Origin of the sequence: Methylotuvimicrobium buryatense 5G (assembly GCF_000341735.1) — a bacterium.
Taxonomy (GTDB): Bacteria; Pseudomonadota; Gammaproteobacteria; order Methylococcales; family Methylomonadaceae; genus Methylotuvimicrobium; species Methylotuvimicrobium buryatense.
In genome coordinates this window covers 1,377,272-1,393,228 of record NZ_KB455575.1, presented here as the reverse complement: position 1 = coordinate 1,393,228, position 15,957 = coordinate 1,377,272, and the positions used below count along the sequence as shown (strand labels likewise).

The 15,957-nt window shown below is 49.8% G+C and carries 15 protein-coding genes; 7 read left to right on the top strand and 8 right to left on the bottom strand.

The genetic code is table 11. The annotated features are described in order from the left end of the window. Positions 1 to 50 precede the first annotated feature (50 nt). The 6 genes from METBU_RS0106220 to METBU_RS0106190 all read left to right on the top strand — a co-directional run bounded on the left by METBU_RS0106220 (position 51) and on the right by METBU_RS0106190 (position 5,041). Positions 51 to 980 carry a hypothetical protein gene (locus METBU_RS0106220; protein ID WP_017839801.1) on the top strand — a complete coding sequence of 310 codons (930 nt, stop codon included), beginning with the start codon at positions 51 to 53 and terminating at the stop codon, positions 978 to 980. 310 nt (positions 981 to 1,290) lie between these two features. Continuing rightward, a complete protein-coding gene (locus tag METBU_RS0106210; RefSeq protein WP_017839799.1) occupies positions 1,291 to 1,989 on the top strand; it encodes an HAD family hydrolase in 699 nt (232 codons plus the stop codon). 93 nt (positions 1,990 to 2,082) lie between these two features. Next, complete coding sequence (locus METBU_RS27965; RefSeq protein ID WP_017839798.1) at positions 2,083 to 2,235, top strand: hypothetical protein; 153 nt, start codon at positions 2,083 to 2,085, stop codon at positions 2,233 to 2,235. Between the two features lie 10 nt (positions 2,236 to 2,245). Further along, positions 2,246 to 2,779, top strand: coding sequence for a cupredoxin domain-containing protein (locus METBU_RS0106200; RefSeq protein WP_014147779.1), 534 nt, complete (start codon positions 2,246 to 2,248; stop codon positions 2,777 to 2,779). Next, entirely contained in the window at positions 2,772 to 4,391 is a 1,620-nt protein-coding gene (locus METBU_RS0106195) for a b(o/a)3-type cytochrome-c oxidase subunit 1 (RefSeq protein ID WP_017839797.1), read from the top strand. Before METBU_RS0106200 ends, METBU_RS0106195 begins: the two co-directional genes overlap by 8 nt. Before the next feature lie 2 nt (positions 4,392 to 4,393). Continuing rightward, the gene (locus METBU_RS0106190; protein ID WP_017839796.1) at positions 4,394 to 5,041 is read left to right on the top strand and encodes a c-type cytochrome; all 648 of its coding nucleotides are present in this window, start codon (positions 4,394 to 4,396) and stop codon (positions 5,039 to 5,041) included. Between the two features lie 268 nt (positions 5,042 to 5,309). On the opposite strand, the gene METBU_RS0106185 is transcribed toward METBU_RS0106190, so the two are convergent. Further along, positions 5,310 to 6,359, bottom strand: coding sequence for a hydantoinase/oxoprolinase family protein (locus METBU_RS0106185; protein ID WP_014148890.1), 1,050 nt, complete (start codon positions 6,357 to 6,359; stop codon positions 5,310 to 5,312). Beyond that, positions 6,349 to 7,359 (bottom strand): ATP-grasp domain-containing protein, encoded by a 1,011-nt coding sequence (locus tag METBU_RS0106180; RefSeq protein ID WP_017839795.1) that lies wholly within the window; start codon positions 7,357 to 7,359, stop codon positions 6,349 to 6,351. The genes METBU_RS0106185 and METBU_RS0106180 overlap by 11 nt, the downstream gene beginning before the upstream one ends. A 230-nt stretch (positions 7,360 to 7,589) precedes the next feature. Between METBU_RS0106180 and METBU_RS0106170 the strand changes: the two genes are divergently transcribed. Further along, on the top strand, positions 7,590 to 8,297 hold the full coding sequence (locus METBU_RS0106170) for a HisA/HisF-related TIM barrel protein (RefSeq protein WP_017839793.1): 708 nt from the start codon (positions 7,590 to 7,592) through the stop codon (positions 8,295 to 8,297). Between the two features lie 285 nt (positions 8,298 to 8,582). On the opposite strand, the gene METBU_RS0106165 is transcribed toward METBU_RS0106170, so the two are convergent. From METBU_RS0106165 to METBU_RS0106140, 6 genes are all read right to left on the bottom strand, one after another. Next, a complete protein-coding gene (locus METBU_RS0106165; RefSeq protein WP_017839792.1) occupies positions 8,583 to 10,985 on the bottom strand; it encodes a penicillin acylase family protein in 2,403 nt (800 codons plus the stop codon). A gap of 480 nt (positions 10,986 to 11,465) precedes the next feature. Further along, positions 11,466 to 11,975, bottom strand: coding sequence for a formaldehyde-activating enzyme (fae, locus tag METBU_RS0106160; RefSeq protein ID WP_014148886.1), 510 nt, complete (start codon positions 11,973 to 11,975; stop codon positions 11,466 to 11,468). Between the two features lie 82 nt (positions 11,976 to 12,057). Then, positions 12,058 to 12,918 carry a triphosphoribosyl-dephospho-CoA synthase gene (locus tag METBU_RS0106155; protein WP_014148885.1) on the bottom strand — a complete coding sequence of 287 codons (861 nt, stop codon included), beginning with the start codon at positions 12,916 to 12,918 and terminating at the stop codon, positions 12,058 to 12,060. Continuing rightward, positions 12,915 to 13,835: an ATP-grasp domain-containing protein gene (locus tag METBU_RS0106150; RefSeq protein WP_017839791.1), complete on the bottom strand. Its 921-nt coding sequence runs from the start codon at positions 13,833 to 13,835 to the stop codon at positions 12,915 to 12,917. The genes METBU_RS0106155 and METBU_RS0106150 overlap by 4 nt, the downstream gene beginning before the upstream one ends. A gap of 12 nt (positions 13,836 to 13,847) precedes the next feature. Further along, positions 13,848 to 14,831 carry a methenyltetrahydromethanopterin cyclohydrolase gene (mch, locus tag METBU_RS0106145; RefSeq protein WP_014148883.1) on the bottom strand — a complete coding sequence of 328 codons (984 nt, stop codon included), beginning with the start codon at positions 14,829 to 14,831 and terminating at the stop codon, positions 13,848 to 13,850. 14 nt (positions 14,832 to 14,845) lie between these two features. Continuing rightward, positions 14,846 to 15,913, bottom strand: coding sequence for an ATP-grasp domain-containing protein (locus tag METBU_RS0106140; RefSeq protein ID WP_208976559.1), 1,068 nt, complete (start codon positions 15,911 to 15,913; stop codon positions 14,846 to 14,848). Positions 15,914 to 15,957 lie beyond the last annotated feature (44 nt).

Here is a 15,957-nt window from a genome sequence, read left to right as displayed (position 1 = left end):
TCGAATAAAACGATTTAAACGAATGTTTTTATCGGAATTTAGTAATTATTATGTATTTAGCGAAAGATTTCATTGAGACTGCTGAAGGGCTGGTTTTTGCCGTAGTGGAGCACGGTATCGAGCAGGGCAGGGTGTTGTGTTTTTTACGTTATCGGCGAAGCGCAGACGGCTGGCAAAAGCAATCCACCCGGCAAGCGGACGACTTATTGAGCCGAAATCATCCTGAATATTTGTATTATTGCCCGATGCGGGATGTCCGTGTTCATGCCGTTCCAGAAGAACGAGTGATTAGGCATTATCAGCCGCGACAACGCTTGAGCGAGCTATTATCGGCGGCGCGGCTAGACCCGGTCGAACAAGATTTGCTTCGATTATCGAATCTGTATCAAAGTCGGGGGTTGGATGTTAAGCAAATGGGCGTGACCGGCTCTTTGCTAATCGGCGCTCAAGGCAAGTTATCGGATATCGATTTGGTTTTTTATGACAGGGATCTGTTTCATCAGGCCAGAGCGATTAACCGTGAGTTGATTCAAGCCGGCTTGCTGCATGAGCTCGACCTGAGGCATTGGCAAGAGAGTTTCCGTCGCCGGGATTGTCATATCGATTTCGATGATTATGTTTGGCATGAACAGCGCAAATTCAATAAGGCTTTGGTCAATGATCGTAAATTCGATTTGAATTTCATCGATCCAGAGTCGTTTGCTACCGAGACTTACCGCAAATGCGGCGAAATCTTATTGCGTTGCGTCGTGATAGACGATAGCCGGGCTTTCGATTATCCGGCGCTGTTTAAGTGCAATGATCCGACTATCGATGAGATTGTCGTTTTTACCGCGACTTATACCGGTCAAGCGCAAAACGGAGAAGAAATCGAGGTTTGCGGTTTGTTGGAAGAGTCACAGAGCGGTTTGAAGCGTATTATCGTCGGTTCGAGCCGCGAGGCGAAAGGGGAGTATATAAAGGTGAAAGGTGAAAGGTGAAAGGTGAAAGGTGAAAGGTGAAAGGTGAAAGGTGAAAGGTGAAAGGGGGGTGAATGGAGGTCTTTGTGGGAGCGATCCCCAGATCGCGATTTCGGAGTCGATAAGCTTGGATAACACTAATTTGGTATCGAAGTCACATTGGTTAAGCGCCGTAGGATGGGTAGCAGCGAAGCGGAAACCCATCGTTTTTTTTTGAGCGCAGGTACGGTTGCGGTAATGCCGCCATTAATCAAGCCCGCGATTTATCACAATGGCGAAAAAGCCGACTATTTGTAGAAGTTATTTTGTGCATATTCCTTAGTAAAGGTGAATGGTGAACGGTGAGGCGGATGCCGTTCGGCAGGCTTTGAGGGCTGTCGAGGGGGTGATATTCGATCTGGATGGCTTGGTGTTGGATACCGAGAGCACTTATTTTATGGCGTGGCGTCAAGCTGCCGAGCACATGGGATATCAGCTGCCGAGTGCTTTTTGTTTGTCTTTGTCGGGACTTCATTATCGCGATGTCGAAATGCGCTTGCTCGAATTTTGCGGGAATGCTTTCGATCTTCAGGAATTTAACCGTCTGAGCGGTGTGTGTTGGTATCGCATCGTCGAAAAACAAGGCATCGGCATAAAAAAGGGTTTTTTGACGTTGCTTAGGTTATTGCAGGATTCCGGCATTCCCTACGGTCTTGCGACTAACAGTCGCCTGAATAATGCACTCGAGTGTCTCGATTTTGCCGGTCTCGGCAATGTTTTTGAGACGATTGTCGCTCGCGATCATGTTGAGCTAGGCAAGCCGGCGCCCGATATTTTCTTGAATGCGGCCGAACGTTTGTCGATTCCTATTTCACGTTGTCTAGCATTGGAAGATTCCACTGCCGGTGTGATGGCGGCGTCTGCGTCCGGTGCTTTTACCGTCTATATTCCGTCGGTATTGCCGGCCGACCTTTATACCAGCGAATTATCACACCTACAATGCCGCGATTTGGGCGAGGTCGCGGCTTTATGGGCGGCGCGGGACTTGTAAAACTGCTTGACGCTAACGTTTCCTTCGCGTTTACTTGCCGCTAATATCCGTACGATTCATACCAAATTAATAAAAATAAATTAAGAGGAAGCCATGAAACCATTAAGTGAAGATGAACGTGAAAAAATCCTGAACAGCTCGCCGGTCGGCACTTGGGCGTTGATGATCGCTGTCGGCGCAAGCATGGTTGTCGCATGGCTGTTCCTTTACTACGGGGTATTCTTGCCGCGCGGCGCGATCAATTAGTGGTGAGTTTATGCATATAGATCCTCTTGAAAAAAAATGGGCCTATGCGGCGGTCGGCATCGCCGGTCTTTTTGTCGGCATTATCTTGATCGACGCATTATTTCACGGCATTAATGCTCCGAGTCATGTCGAGACCATCGACTCGGCGAGTCTGCATCTGAGCGAGGAATTCGACGAAGATAACCTGGGCGTGCAAGTCGACGAAAGCGGCAATATAACCATCCGAATGGTTGCCGGGCGCTACGGTTTTTATCCGAAACACATTACCGTCCCTGCGGATACTTCTTTGACATTCCGCTGGGTCAGCATGGACGTACTTCATGGCGTGCATATGCCGATGACGAATATGAGCACGATGATCGTACCGGGCTATGTCGCGCAAGTGACGACAACCTTGCCGAAACCCGGCGAATATCCGCTGCTATGTAATGAATATTGCGGCATAGGGCACGACCACATGTGGAGCAATGTTTCGGTTGTCGCAAAAGAACATTGGGCCGCGCCGGGAAAAGCCCCTTCAAAAGGAGGAAAAGACAATGATTGATGCGGTCACCAAAAAACTGGCGTTCTGCCATCTGTGGGTCGCCTTCGGCGCGTTTCTTTTGGCCTGTTTCATGGGCGAGTATCAAGTCTTGGAACGGAGCGGTTTCATTCCGGCAATCGAATCGCCGTCGGTGTATTTTGCATCGGTCAGTACGCACGGCGTATTGATGGCTTTCGTGCTAACGACATTTTTCATCATGGGTTTCGGTTATGTCGTCGCGACGACTAGTCTGAAGCAACCTATTTGGAATCCTCAATGGGCCTGGGCCGGATTCGGAATATCGTCGTTCGGCACCGTGCTGGCGGCAATACCGCTATTGACCGGTAAAGCCTCGGTTTTATATACGTTTTATCCGCCGATTATCGGGCATTGGATGTTTTATGTCGGTGCGACATTATTGATTGTCGGTTCCTGGTTGTGGTGCGTCATCATGATCATGATGATGCGCGAATGGAAGAAGGCCAATCCCGGCGCGCCGGTGCCGCTCGCGATGTTTGCAACCGCCGGCAATGCGCTATTGTGGCTTTGGACTAGTGCCGGTGTCGCGCTGGAAGTGCTCTTCCAATTGATTCCGATGGCACTCGGCTGGATGGATACGCTCGATCCGGGCCTCGCGCGCACTTTGTTTGCATGGACCTTGCATCCGATCGTTTATTTCTGGTTGATACCGGCATATACCGCCTTTTATGTCTTCGTTCCGAAACAGGCCGGCGGTTATTTGTTCAGCGATGAAATTGCCCGTGCCGCCTTCGTGGTCTTGATCGTCTTTGCGTTGCCGATCGGTTTTCATCATTTATATATGGACCCCGAGCAAGCCAAGGGGTGGAAATTGCTGCATGGCGTCGGGACTTTCGTTGTTTCGCTTCCGACCTTCATTACCGGTTTTACCGTGATTGCATCGCTCGAAATCGCCGGCCGGTTGCGCGGCGGCAAGGGGTTGTTCGGTTGGATCGGTTCGCTGCCCTGGCGTAATCCGATGGTGCTGTCGGTTATTCTGGCTTTGTTAATGCTGATTCTCGGCGGCTTCGGCGGCCTAGTCAATGCCAGTTATGCAATGAATGCAATGATTCATAACACGGCTTGGGTGCCGGGACATTTTCATTTGATCTTCGCCGGTACGACAGTGATCATGTATTTTGCGATTGCTTATTATCTTTGGCCGATCATGGCCGGTAAGCCGCTATTTTCCAAAGATATGGCGCTGGTGCAATTATGGACCTGGTTTATCGGCATGACGATTTTAACCACGCCTTGGCATGTGCTCGGTTTGTTGGGGCAGCCAAGGCGCATTTCCGGTGTCGAATATAACTCGCTGTTGACGCTGGCCTGGGATCCTTATGAGCTGGCGATGATCTTCGGCGGTTTGGTGATGCTCGGTTCCGCGTGTTTGTTTGTTTACAATTTAGCGATGACGCACCGTTCGCAAGAGGTATTCGAAGCCGAAATCGAATATGCCGAGCCGATTCACCCGGTTACCGATCTGCCTGAATACCTGAACGATTTTACGCTATGGAATAAAGTCATTGCCGGTTTGATGGCTGTGAGTTTCGGCGTACCGATTCTGCAATTCTTTTTTATGAAAACATTCGGCTCAAGCGCGTGGGGATTTTGAACATGAATAAAATGGTTGTCGCGGCCCTTACGGGTCTTCTCGTTTCGACTGCCGCCCAGGCCGAGCCGGCGTCAAAAGTCGCCTGGACGCCGGAGCAGTTGAACTTCGTCAAAAAAGGCAGCGCCGCCAAAGGCAAGGAATTATCCGCGACCTGTACGGGTTGTCATGGAGAGCAAGGCGTGAGTCAGGTGCCGAATTATCCGTCTTTGGCGGGACAGTTGGCGACGTATACTTATAAACAGTTACAGGATTATAAAACCGGTCATCGAAAGCATGAGCTGATGGGGTCGATGGTGACCGGGTTGAGCAATCAGGATATGGCCGATCTTGCCGTTTGGTTTAGTACGTTACCTACTCCCAAACCCCAGGGAAGTCGCCAATCGCTGGCTAAAGCCGAATTTTTAGTCAAGAAGGGCGACGGCAAACGGACTCTGCCGCCTTGTGCGGTATGTCATGGGGTCGAAGGAAAAGGAGAAAAAATGGATATTCCGGCGTTAGCCGGTCAACAAGCGGACTATTTCGTGCAGACCCTTGAGGCCTACCAAAAAGACGAGCGGCGTAACGATATTTTCGGCCGTATGAGAATTCTCAGTAAGCAATTGACTGCCGAGGAAATCAAGGAATTGGCTCAATATTACCAGGCAAAATAAATACCGGGCGCCTCTTCGGCGCCCGAAACTCAACATTCTCTAGGAATATCACGGAGGATGCTGACGTATTCGACAAGGATGTCGGCAGCAGGGCAGATTTTTGCTCCATGCAAAATCTGCATTCACGCCATCCTTGGCGTTCGATTGCTGCCGTCAAGCCCCCATGGATGGGTTCACGGCGGTCCTCGATAGACACACCCCATACCTTTTATTTTTAGACGGTTTTTCGATCAAAAGGGAGTAAATTGGGAATTGCCCCTTGTTTCCCTTATTTGAATTGCGCCAACGCTAAATAGGCTACTGCGATGGCCGGTGCGCAATCGGCAGCGGACATTGGCGAGGAGACTAAAGACTGTTCGAATAAATCGTTGAAATCCAGATAAGGGTGACCTAAGTTGGCGGCTAATTGTTTGACCAAAAAGCGGCCAACACCGGCGCCGACAAAAGGCTGATCTGAAGGTAAACGAATTCTGGATATTTGCCTTTCGCAGCCCATTTGTATTTTGTGCAATTGTTGGTTGCGAAGATAAAGCGCGAAATGGCGCCAGCATTCCGGCAACTCGTGTTCGACTTCATGACCGATCATACGCGATAAACGCCTGGCGCTGGCCGTAACGGTTTTTTCGCCGCCATCGGCGGTATCGTTTTGATCATGGGCTTCGTCCAGTTCGCCGGTTATGCGGTATACATCGGCCATCGTCGCGAAATACTCGGCCATCAAGCCGATTTTGACGCCTTTGAATATGGCTGTTTGCGCGATGGCCATTACCGGGGTGCGCACGACGCCGGTATAAACTAACTCTTCGGAAATGAGCCGCTTATAATCGGTAAAACCTTTGGCATTAATTTTTCCGTTTGCCATCGCAATGATATCGGTTGTGGTGCTGCCGATGTCGATAAATAATCCGCTGTCTATGTTGCGTGCGGCAAAAGATGCGCTCGCCAACCAGTTCGCCGACGCGATGCTTTCGCTATGCTCAGGCAGCACCGAACCGGCTCGAATGAATCCGGACAAGCCGGCATAAATCCACAGTGGATCGCCTGGAAAGTAAACCGACATGGCTTCGACGATACGTTGAACGCCTTGCTCTCGGCTCTCGAAATGATCGACTAATTCCCCCGTCATCGTAATCGCATGCCGGTATCGGGCTTCCGGCAGTTCGGCGGTAACGGCTTGTACGGCTTGTTGCAATTGTTCGATGCCTTGCCATAACGCGCAGGGTCGTTGAACGATTGCCAGAGCTTCGCCCAATTCGTTAATCAGCGCCGCTTTTAAATGGGCGCCGCCGATATCCCAGCCGATAATGTTAGTTTGCATAGGTTTCGTCTCCGTCGATGAGTAGATTGATGCTTCGATTGATAATGGGATTCACGCTTGGTCGGTTTTGCGGCATTCGCAAAACCTCTGCCGCGACATTAATCCCCAAGGCCTCTCGTATTCCCGCGTAAGACGTTGTCAAACGCGGATTGATTTCTAATACTGTAATGTATTCAGGTGTTTCGATGATATCGATTCCGGCATAACCGGATAAGCCTGGTAATGCATGGGCGACACGGTCGACCAGGGCTTTATAATTAGCATTCACGCCGGGTTCGTTGACTCGGCAAGCGTTCAACTTAAATCGGCAGTCCTTGATTTCGATTCGTTGCACATTATGGCACAAGAGCCACCCCTTGCCATGGTTGAATAAACAACTCAAACTAGCCGGCGTCCCGTCGATGTAAGGCTGAACAATATAAGGTTCTTCACCGAGTTGCGGTCTGACGAGCGCCCAATCCTCGGCGTTATCGACTCGGAATGTTCGTTCGCAACCCATGCCGTCTACCGGTTTGATCACTTGTCTACCGATCGGTTGGAAGCGATGCGGAATGAATGGTTCCGATGGCACGGTTTCGATCCGGTGTTGTGTCAGATAACGAAATGTTTCGAGCTTATTCGAGGTGATTGCGACGGCTTCGGACGAAGATGACAGCAGTCTTTTCCCAAGGCGTTCGATCATGCGCGTTAAATCGAACAAAATATTGTTTATTTCGGGAGCGACCGACCAAACCGCATCGCAACGCACGACTTGTTTTTGAAATGTTTCGAGTACCGATTGGTGCGCATCAATCGGCACAATTTCGATAGTTCCGGCATATTCCGATATTGAGTCGGCAAATCGAGTATCGAGCATCACTATCAACTTGATATCGGCTATTTCCGATAAATCCTGTAATAAAGCCTTCAGCATCAACAGGCCTTCCGTGGCGAGTGTATCGGGAATGCGTTCACGGTTAAAGCCGCCGCCGGTGACATATTCAAAAACGAGTATTTTCATTGCGCACAGTATAATACATATCATTTCTTAAAAATTCAGAGGGTTGGTTTCGTACTCCCTTTTGATTGAAAAACCGCCTAAGAATAAAAGGTATGGGATATGTCTATCGAGGACCGCCGTAAACCCATCCATGGGGGCTTGACGGCAGCTCTCCCAGCTGCCGACATCCTCGCTGGTCACATCCCATACCTTCATAAAGCTAACCATTTTTTGAGTATAAAGGGAGTAATATGCAAATTATTCCGGTCATCGATCTCAAAGACCATCATGTCGTTCATGCCGTCAGAGGTAATCGGGCCGAATACGCGCCGGTTTGTTCTTCATTATGCAAAGAGCCGAGCATCGATCGCGTAATCGAGGCTTTTTTGTCGCTATACGATTTTAAAGTGTTTTATATCGCCGATCTGAATGCCATTACCGCTTGCGAGTCGGTTCATCAAAGCCTTTTACTCGATGTATTCAGCCGCTATCCGGATAGACGGTTTTGGGTCGACTCGGGAAATCATGGGGTCCAGCGGCATTACCAAGGTTGTGCAAATTATTTGCCGGTTATCGGCTCCGAGTCGTTGATCGATGACGATGTCGAGCATATCGAACGATTACCGGATGATTTTGTGCTATCGCTCGATTATTCGGCAAACGGCCGGCTCGGCTCGTCGTTGATTTTTGACAATCCTAAGTTATGGCCGAACGCAATTATTATCATGACGCTAGCGCAAGTCGGTAGCGAGCTCGGTCCGGATTTCGCGAAGCTGGACTATTATTGTCGAGAGTTTCCTGAAAAACGGATCATCGCCGCCGGCGGTATTCGGCACAAACAAGACCTAGTCGAGCTACAAAAAATCGGCGTGAACGATGTCTTGATAGCCAGCGCCTTACATTCCGGCGCATTGTCGGAGAACGACATTAAACAAATCGCTAACAATGAATTCGAATAAATTGTTTGTTAATTCTGTAGAAGATTCTGTCAATTTGTTCGACACAGTGGTATATCGCATAGGCGCTAACTTAGCACCCACTCTATAGTGTATTTACTGCATTATTCGTCATATCGGCATGGATTGCCGATATTCAAGTTACATGGGGGGAGGCTATGTATTGCCATCCATGGCACTGGATTCCGCCAATCCCTGGCGGAATGACGCGTTATTTTCTTAAGTTGGCGCTTATAGGGGTATATCGCTTCATTCGCTATTTACGGCTAACTGCTTACCGCTAACTATTTACTGTTCACTATCCCTCCGCGGCTGCAAAACCAATCGATGCTCGGGTTGTCTTACCTGGAGCGGTATCGGTAAACCTTCCACCCAGTATGCTTGTTGGTCGCGGTAATGAGGCGATAAAGGATGATTCGATTGGCCGCCTGGCATGTGCAGTATTCCTGCATCGATATGACGCGGAGAAACCACAAGTCGTTCGCTGGCGCCGAAATCGGGTCCGGCCACTCGAATGCAATAAGAACAGCCCGATAATGGGTCCTCCGGCATATCAAGGAAACGTCCGGCCCATGGCAAAACCCTTGAGAATGGATGACGAAATTGCGCTTGGTTGATTTTTCCCCAAGTCAGCTCCGGAAAGCTCGCTTCGGGGCGTAGGTTTTTGAGTCGACTGAGGCTTTTTTTTAATTGGTTTAGAATGAACGCATCCCAATTTTGAAAGCGCGCCGGGTCAGGTAATAGTTCGGCCGGTTTTTCAGTCAAAAGCCGTTGTAATGGCGTGTCGATGTATGTCCAGGAATAGTTGAAATTCCTATCCGATTTGCGGCATGCCGATAAAAAAGGCTCGAATACCGATTTTGCCAATTGCTTGCGAAATTCCACCAATAACGCAAACCCCAAACTGTCTCGATCCGCATTACCGTTCCAGGATTGAATGTAGCCTCGCAATTCGGTTAACTCCGGTTCTTGCTCGAAATTTTTCGGCGTCAGAACCGATAACGCCAATTGCTGGTAAAACTGATAAAACTCGCTCTTGCTATCGAGTTGTAATGCGAACATCGTTTGTTCGTTCAGTATCTCAATTTGTCCAAGCCGCTCAGTAATTCGGTAAGCTCGATAGCCGTTGGCAAACTGTCGTCCGATGATATAGGGGTAGTTTTTGTCGAAGCGACGATCATTGGCCGAAACTAAAATACCTTCCGGCGGATCGATTATGTGGGGCAATGTCTCAGGAGCCAAATAACCGTTCCAGCCCGCGGAACCGTCAGCCCAAGATCGGCTTACCGAGCCGTCGTTGCCGTACCGCTTAGGTATGCGTCCCATCAGCGTCCAGGCGATTCGGCCTGTCTTATCGGCCAGTAAAAAATTCAATTGCGGCCCGCCGCTTTGGTTGATCGTCGGAATGGCTTGTTCCAACGTTCGATTTTGCTCCAAGTCGATCAATTCGATATTGATGGCGTTAGGGTCCAATGCGGTCCAGCGGACGGCCACTAAGTTATCCATCAGAGGTTCGGAGGCAACCGGGCCCCACTCCGTTTGTTTGACTGTTATTTCTCGAGAATCCCCTCCTTTCACGGCGATGATTTCACGCCGTTGCTCAAACCGTTGCCAGCCTCCGTCAACACGATATTCATTTGAGTTGTCAGGATTGATTTCAAGGCTGACCAGATCCAGAAAATCACCGGAAAGATTGGTTGCACCCCAAGCTAAATGCTTGTTGCTGCCGGCAATTATTATCGGTACGCCGGGTAGCATCACGCCGCTTGCATGAGTTTCGGTATAATGAACTTCGATTCGATACCATAAATTGGGCACGGTAATGCCTAAGTGCATATCGTTGGCAAGTATCGCGCGTCCGTCCTGGGTTTTCTTGCCGCTGACGGCCCACGCATTGGATCCCGGCAGAGTGTCGTGTAATTGCACGGCGTCGGCTACTCTCAGGGCATCCGAGGAGTATTGATCAAGGGCCGCCGTCATCGAGGCTAAAGGGATAGGCCGAGCCGGTCGCGATGATTCGCGATAATCTTGTAATTGCTCGGTAAATCGGTCGGTGTCCGGTGTCAAAAATGCAATCAGATCGGGAGGCAAGGTTTTTTCCATCACGGACAACATGCGTTCCTCTCTTTCGGTCCAACCCGTGAGCGTATCGAACATGCCGAGCATGACCAGAATGCTGTCTTCGGCTTGCCAAGGGGAGGGGCGATAATTCAATACGCTAAACTCAAAGGTTAAGGCATTAGTTTGCTCGATATAGCTGTTGACGCCTTCGGCATAGGCATCGAGGAAGTGCTTATGGCGTCGCGGCAGTTGTGTTACCGTTTTTTCGGCAACTTGATTGAAACCGAGCGTTCGGGCTCTGGTGTCGCTACTGACGGCCATTTCGCCGAATATTTCTGCTAGACGTCCTGCGGTTTTTCGTCTCATCAAGTCCATTTGAAATAAGCGGTCGCGCGCGCTTAGATAGCCGAGTGCTCGAATCGCGTCGAGGCGATTTTCGGCGTGTACGGCGGGTATTCCGAATTCATCGGAGTCGACTGTAACGGGTTCGACAAGACCGGTTAATTCGATTTCGCCGTCCAGTTTCGGCATCGATTCTTGCAGTAACCAATAAGTGCCGCCCAGTCCTATCAAAAACGTCAGTGACGCAAACGCTGTGAAATAAAGCGCGATGCTTCTTATCTTTTTCATATTCTGTTAGTTCTTTTGTATTGGGCTTATGTTCCATTGAGAACGAGCCAGCTGAAGCACGGCTCCTATTGTTATATACCCTTTGCTGGTCAAATTTCGGCGCCGGAGTGTCCGTCAAAGGACGCCGTGAATACGTCCATGTAGGCTCTGTGACAGCATCCCTGCTGTCAAAGCCTTTGCCGAACACCCCGGCACCTCCACGCATCAATGCCGAAATTTGAAGTGCGATGGGTATAACGTATTTTACTGAAAATAGTTAAGCTGCATTGAAGGTAGGGTACGTGTTCGGCTAAGATGTCGGCAGCGCGGCGGCACTCTTCAGGCACTGCCGAAATTTGACGTGCGAAAGATATATATCTGCCCATTCTAGGATAAAAGCCCGGATTCGGCCGCTTACTACTCACCGCTATCCAATTTCTTTTAGGCAAAAAAAACCCCGGGCTAGCCGGGGTTTTTGGTCATTCTATGCCGAGCTAAATTTTAGTTGGCAGCGAATGGGTGTGTTGCAGTGGCTTTAGCAGCAACAACTTCTTGAGCTGTTGGAGAGCCGGCAACAGCGCGTTCGATAGCTTCTTTAGTTGCTTCGTAGTTGTATTGTTGAATTTTTGCGTCGTCTTCAGCCATCCAGTGAATGAAAACACCAACAGAAATGAACAGGTTGTCAGCTTCATCGGCAGGAATGGTGCCGTTTTCAACTGAATCCGCAACAGCCATGGCTACGCCGCGTTGCGCAGGGCCGAACATTTGAACGGCTTGTTTCGAGCCTTTGATGGTTACTTTGTTGAACATAACAGTTGCAGGTTTAACCATCAGGTTAGGTGCAACAACAGCCAACAAGCTGGAGAAACCGTCTTTGTTGTTAGTCAAGCAGTTAGCGAAAGCGGTTTCGGCAGCCGAGCCGCGTGGGCCGATGATCAAGTCGATGTGCGCAACTTCGTTGCCGTCACCTACCAATGATTCGCCTACGCGCAGGTTGTTGATTTTAGCCATGCTAGTTGTCTCCTTTGAAGAATAATATGAACAGTGAGAATTAATTTATTTACTTTAAGTGTAAATCCGTTTTGAAGACCCATTAGCAATTCGAATTGCTAATATGATCCTCCAGAAATACCGCTAAAATCGTCGCTACTGTTAAATCGGCCGTCGTGCCCGGATTGATGCCTTCGGATTTAAATTCCGCGTCAATCCTACGCAGTAAAGGTTCGATTTCTTTCGGATTATCAGAATCTTGCAGGGCTTGGTTAACCATGTCCATTTTGGATGTCACCGAAAGCGTAAAGCGATTGCCGTATTTCCGCTCGATATGACTATCGGGATAAAGGCTCAGCAACCCGACATAGACTGCTACAGCCGCCCAATTAGCTTCAGCCCATCGAGTTAGCCAAGCATTATACCTTAAAACTCCGAAATCAAAAATATCTTTATAATCCGAGCAGTACTGTAAAGCGATGCGATCCTTGTCGGCCGCGATTCGCATCGCTTCAGTCAAATTGACGGCCGGCCGCTCTGAAACGTCTTGTTCGGATGAGTGGCCTAAACCGCCCGGAGAGGCTAAAACGATCGCTTTGAAGACCCAGTCGGCATCGTCGACTGACGTATTATTTAATACGTCGTGTAAAGCTTGTCTTAACGTCGAATTCGGTTTTCGTAATAATGCGGCTTGAAGAAGTGGCGCGCATAATAAAACAATGCCCAGATTGGTATTACAGCCGACTGCATCGCGCGTGGCCTTGATCGCATAATAAATTTTTTCGCCAAGCGAGTAATTTGGATTTGCGATATGCGGTGCGCTGACCTTTGCGCTGATTCTGAAATCATCGACGGACATGTCGTGCCCGTCTGCATGAACACTGACGTTGCCCGGCTTAAAAGCCTGTAATTCGATCTCGCAAGCTTGTCGGTACAAATCTTCAAGCGTTTCGATAGTCATCATGAGGCAACCGTTTGCAATTCGGGGCGATGATCGCCGACAAGCCTGTCCAGTAAATCCGCGACGAGTAATTCGGCGATATTGATATCACAAACGCTTTGCAGGCCCTTCCATGCGGGAATACTGTTGACCTCGATCACGGTGTAATCGCCGTTTTTTTCGCGAATGATATCGACGCCGGCATAGTCCATTTTGACGACTTCCGCTGTCTTGATAGCTAATTTCGATAATTCGGATTCCAATTGGACCCGTTCGCAACTAGCGCCTTTGGCAACATTATTCAACCAAAATGTACCTTTCCTCCGCATCGCGGCGACCGCGCGGCCGTTGATAACGAATACTCGCGTATCGGAATAGCCTTCGCCGTAACAATCGACAAAGCGTTGCAAATAATAGATGCCGCGGCTGCCGGTTAACCAAAACAAATCCAGCATTTTTTCGATGCGTCGGACGCCTTCGCCTTGCGAGCCGAATAAAGGTTTGCTGATGATCATGCGGCCTTGCGCGAGTTCGCATTCGGCGATGGTTAATGCTTCTTTTCTATCGCGTAAAACCCAGGTCGGAGGCGTCGGCAAATCGTTTTGCCGAAGCAGGAAGCTGGTCATCGCCTTGTCGACGCTGCGTTCGATTGCTCCGGCGTCGTTGTACACCGGAACGCCGATGATCTTCAGCGCATGGAGGATGTCGAGATAAAACACGACTTCCTCGAGGGAGCCGCCCGGTACGCCGCGTACAAACACGGCGTCGGGCAGGGCATGCTCGAAACCCGGAATCGAAACAGGAAGTCCTTCCGAAACCAGATTCAAGCGGCACTCAGTTAACGATACATAGTCCGCCGAATAGCCGCGAGCGGCGAATGCAAGACGCAATGCTTTGCCGTGCCAACCCGGATCGTCTGTGAAAACGGCAATTCTACCCATGTGTCGAAACTCTTAAGCGCCGAACGATTGATCGAGCAACGCATTGTCGAGTTTGCCGGCGCGGAAACTCTTGCCGGATTCGACTGCGGTCACGATGACACTTGCCGGGCTGAACAGCATTGCATCGACCTTGAAAAAGTCGTAATTGTATTCTTTGAAGACTTGCGCGAACGGTTTGCCGTAATCCTTCGAAGTCGAGCTAGGCAACTCTTTTGCGAGCTTCTCGGCTGCTTCGTCGCTGCCTTTGACGAAAATATGAACTTGCCCCGCGAACAATATCGCATCGTTGGTGCGCCCCATCGCCTTGATAAAATCCGGATGCGGCGGGCAGATTGGCGCGCTGCCGCTACCGTCGACGATGTTTTCCAGCGGAAAATGCAAGGCATGCGCCTTATGCATCGCAACTTCCAAAACCCGCGCGACGACCTGAACGCCGCCTGCCAGGCTGCTGGTCGGCGTGACGATGATGGTTAAGTTGCAAGGGTCTACTTGACAAGCGTTTGCTACTTTTTCGACGATTTCGAGCGGCGGGATCGCATCGTTTTCGATCACCAATACGGTGTTTTCCGCATCGTCGCGATAGGCCAATTCTTTGTATAGCTCCTCGACAGGCTCTTGTTGGCCATCCTTGATTTTGACCGCCATGGCCCGTGCAGGACCGGAGCCGAGCGCGTAATATTTTTCATGCGACAAACTCCAGCCGGCGTATTGGCTGCCGAGACAGGCCAAGACCGGGTTACCGGTATGCACATTGACTGTCAATGGCCAATTCGCGGTGTAACAACTGTGCGAGATAGAGACCGAGCCCATGCCGCCCAAACAAATTTCGGCAATGATTCGGCCTGCTTCCAAACCGCCCGGCATGTCGATGCCGGCGTCGATGATGGTGCAGCCGTTCGCCAACTTTTCTACGCCGACTCGTAATTTAGCCGCATTTTCGATGAGTTCTCTAACCAGAGGCTGCGCTAGTCTATTAACGCTCGCTTTTGATGCCATGACCTAAAACACCTTTAATTGAATGATTGAAAAATGGTTTGCCGGATTTCGTTCAATTGCCGCTGAACGTTCCGAACGTTTATATCGCGGGCAATGATACTGCATATAGGCTGTCCTTTGCGAATTATCGAGCCGGCAATCGGTAAATCCCGGCAGGCTTTCGGCCAGCAAAAGGCATCGGGAATAGTGATGCTTCTGTCGGCGTAAATGATTCGATAAGCGCAAACCGTACGACTCGTAAAGTTCGTATTGTCTAAGTTGCCCCGACAGGCATTGAGATGCGCTCGGAATAAATCGGCATCATATAATTGCATGCTAGCCGATGGGCGGGGATTGATCTCCAATACATAAATTCGCTCACTTTGGATAATGAAATCGAGGGTGTTGAGGCCTTTAAGCGGGATTGCTCGCACAATGGCGGTGATCCACGAATGAATGATATCGGCTTGCTCGGCGGACAGGGGGCAGCGATTGATGACGCCGGCAAATAGGAAGGGTTGGTCGGCATTCAGGTTTTCGCACCATTGCGTATGGAAACCGATAATGCGAATATTTCTTCCGTCTGCAAGAAATAAAGCGGAACAGGCCGTCCCTTCGATAAATTCTTGCCAGTAGAGGTTTCGTTGGGTCGGCATGCCGGCTCGAAACAGACGAATACCCAGGCCGCCTTCACCGGTTTCGGGTTTGACCAACCATTGTTCAGTCCCTTTCGGTTCGGTAAAGGAGACGTGAGGATAGTCTATTTCCAAATGATCGAGTAATTCGAAAAAACATTTTTTTTGCTGAATCAGTCGAATGGTTTTTATATCGTTGCCGACTAATTCGCATTCGCGGCTAATGAGCTCGAGCGCCTTGGGATAATGCTCGAGGCCGCTGCCATATACCGCTGGAGACATCGGGTGCAGGGAGCTGAAACCGGCAATAATGGCTTTTAAAAAGGGTTCGTCCAATGCTTCGATTCGAAATAACCGTTCGGAATATTTCAGGGTATCTTGGTCGGCAAACAAATCGATTACCCACGGCATGAACCCCGACTGGAAGGCTGCCTCGGCCAGCATGCGGCCGGAGTTGGCAATAATCAAAATAGGGTTGTTAATGCTGGGATTCAAAAATGGCAGTTTATGAT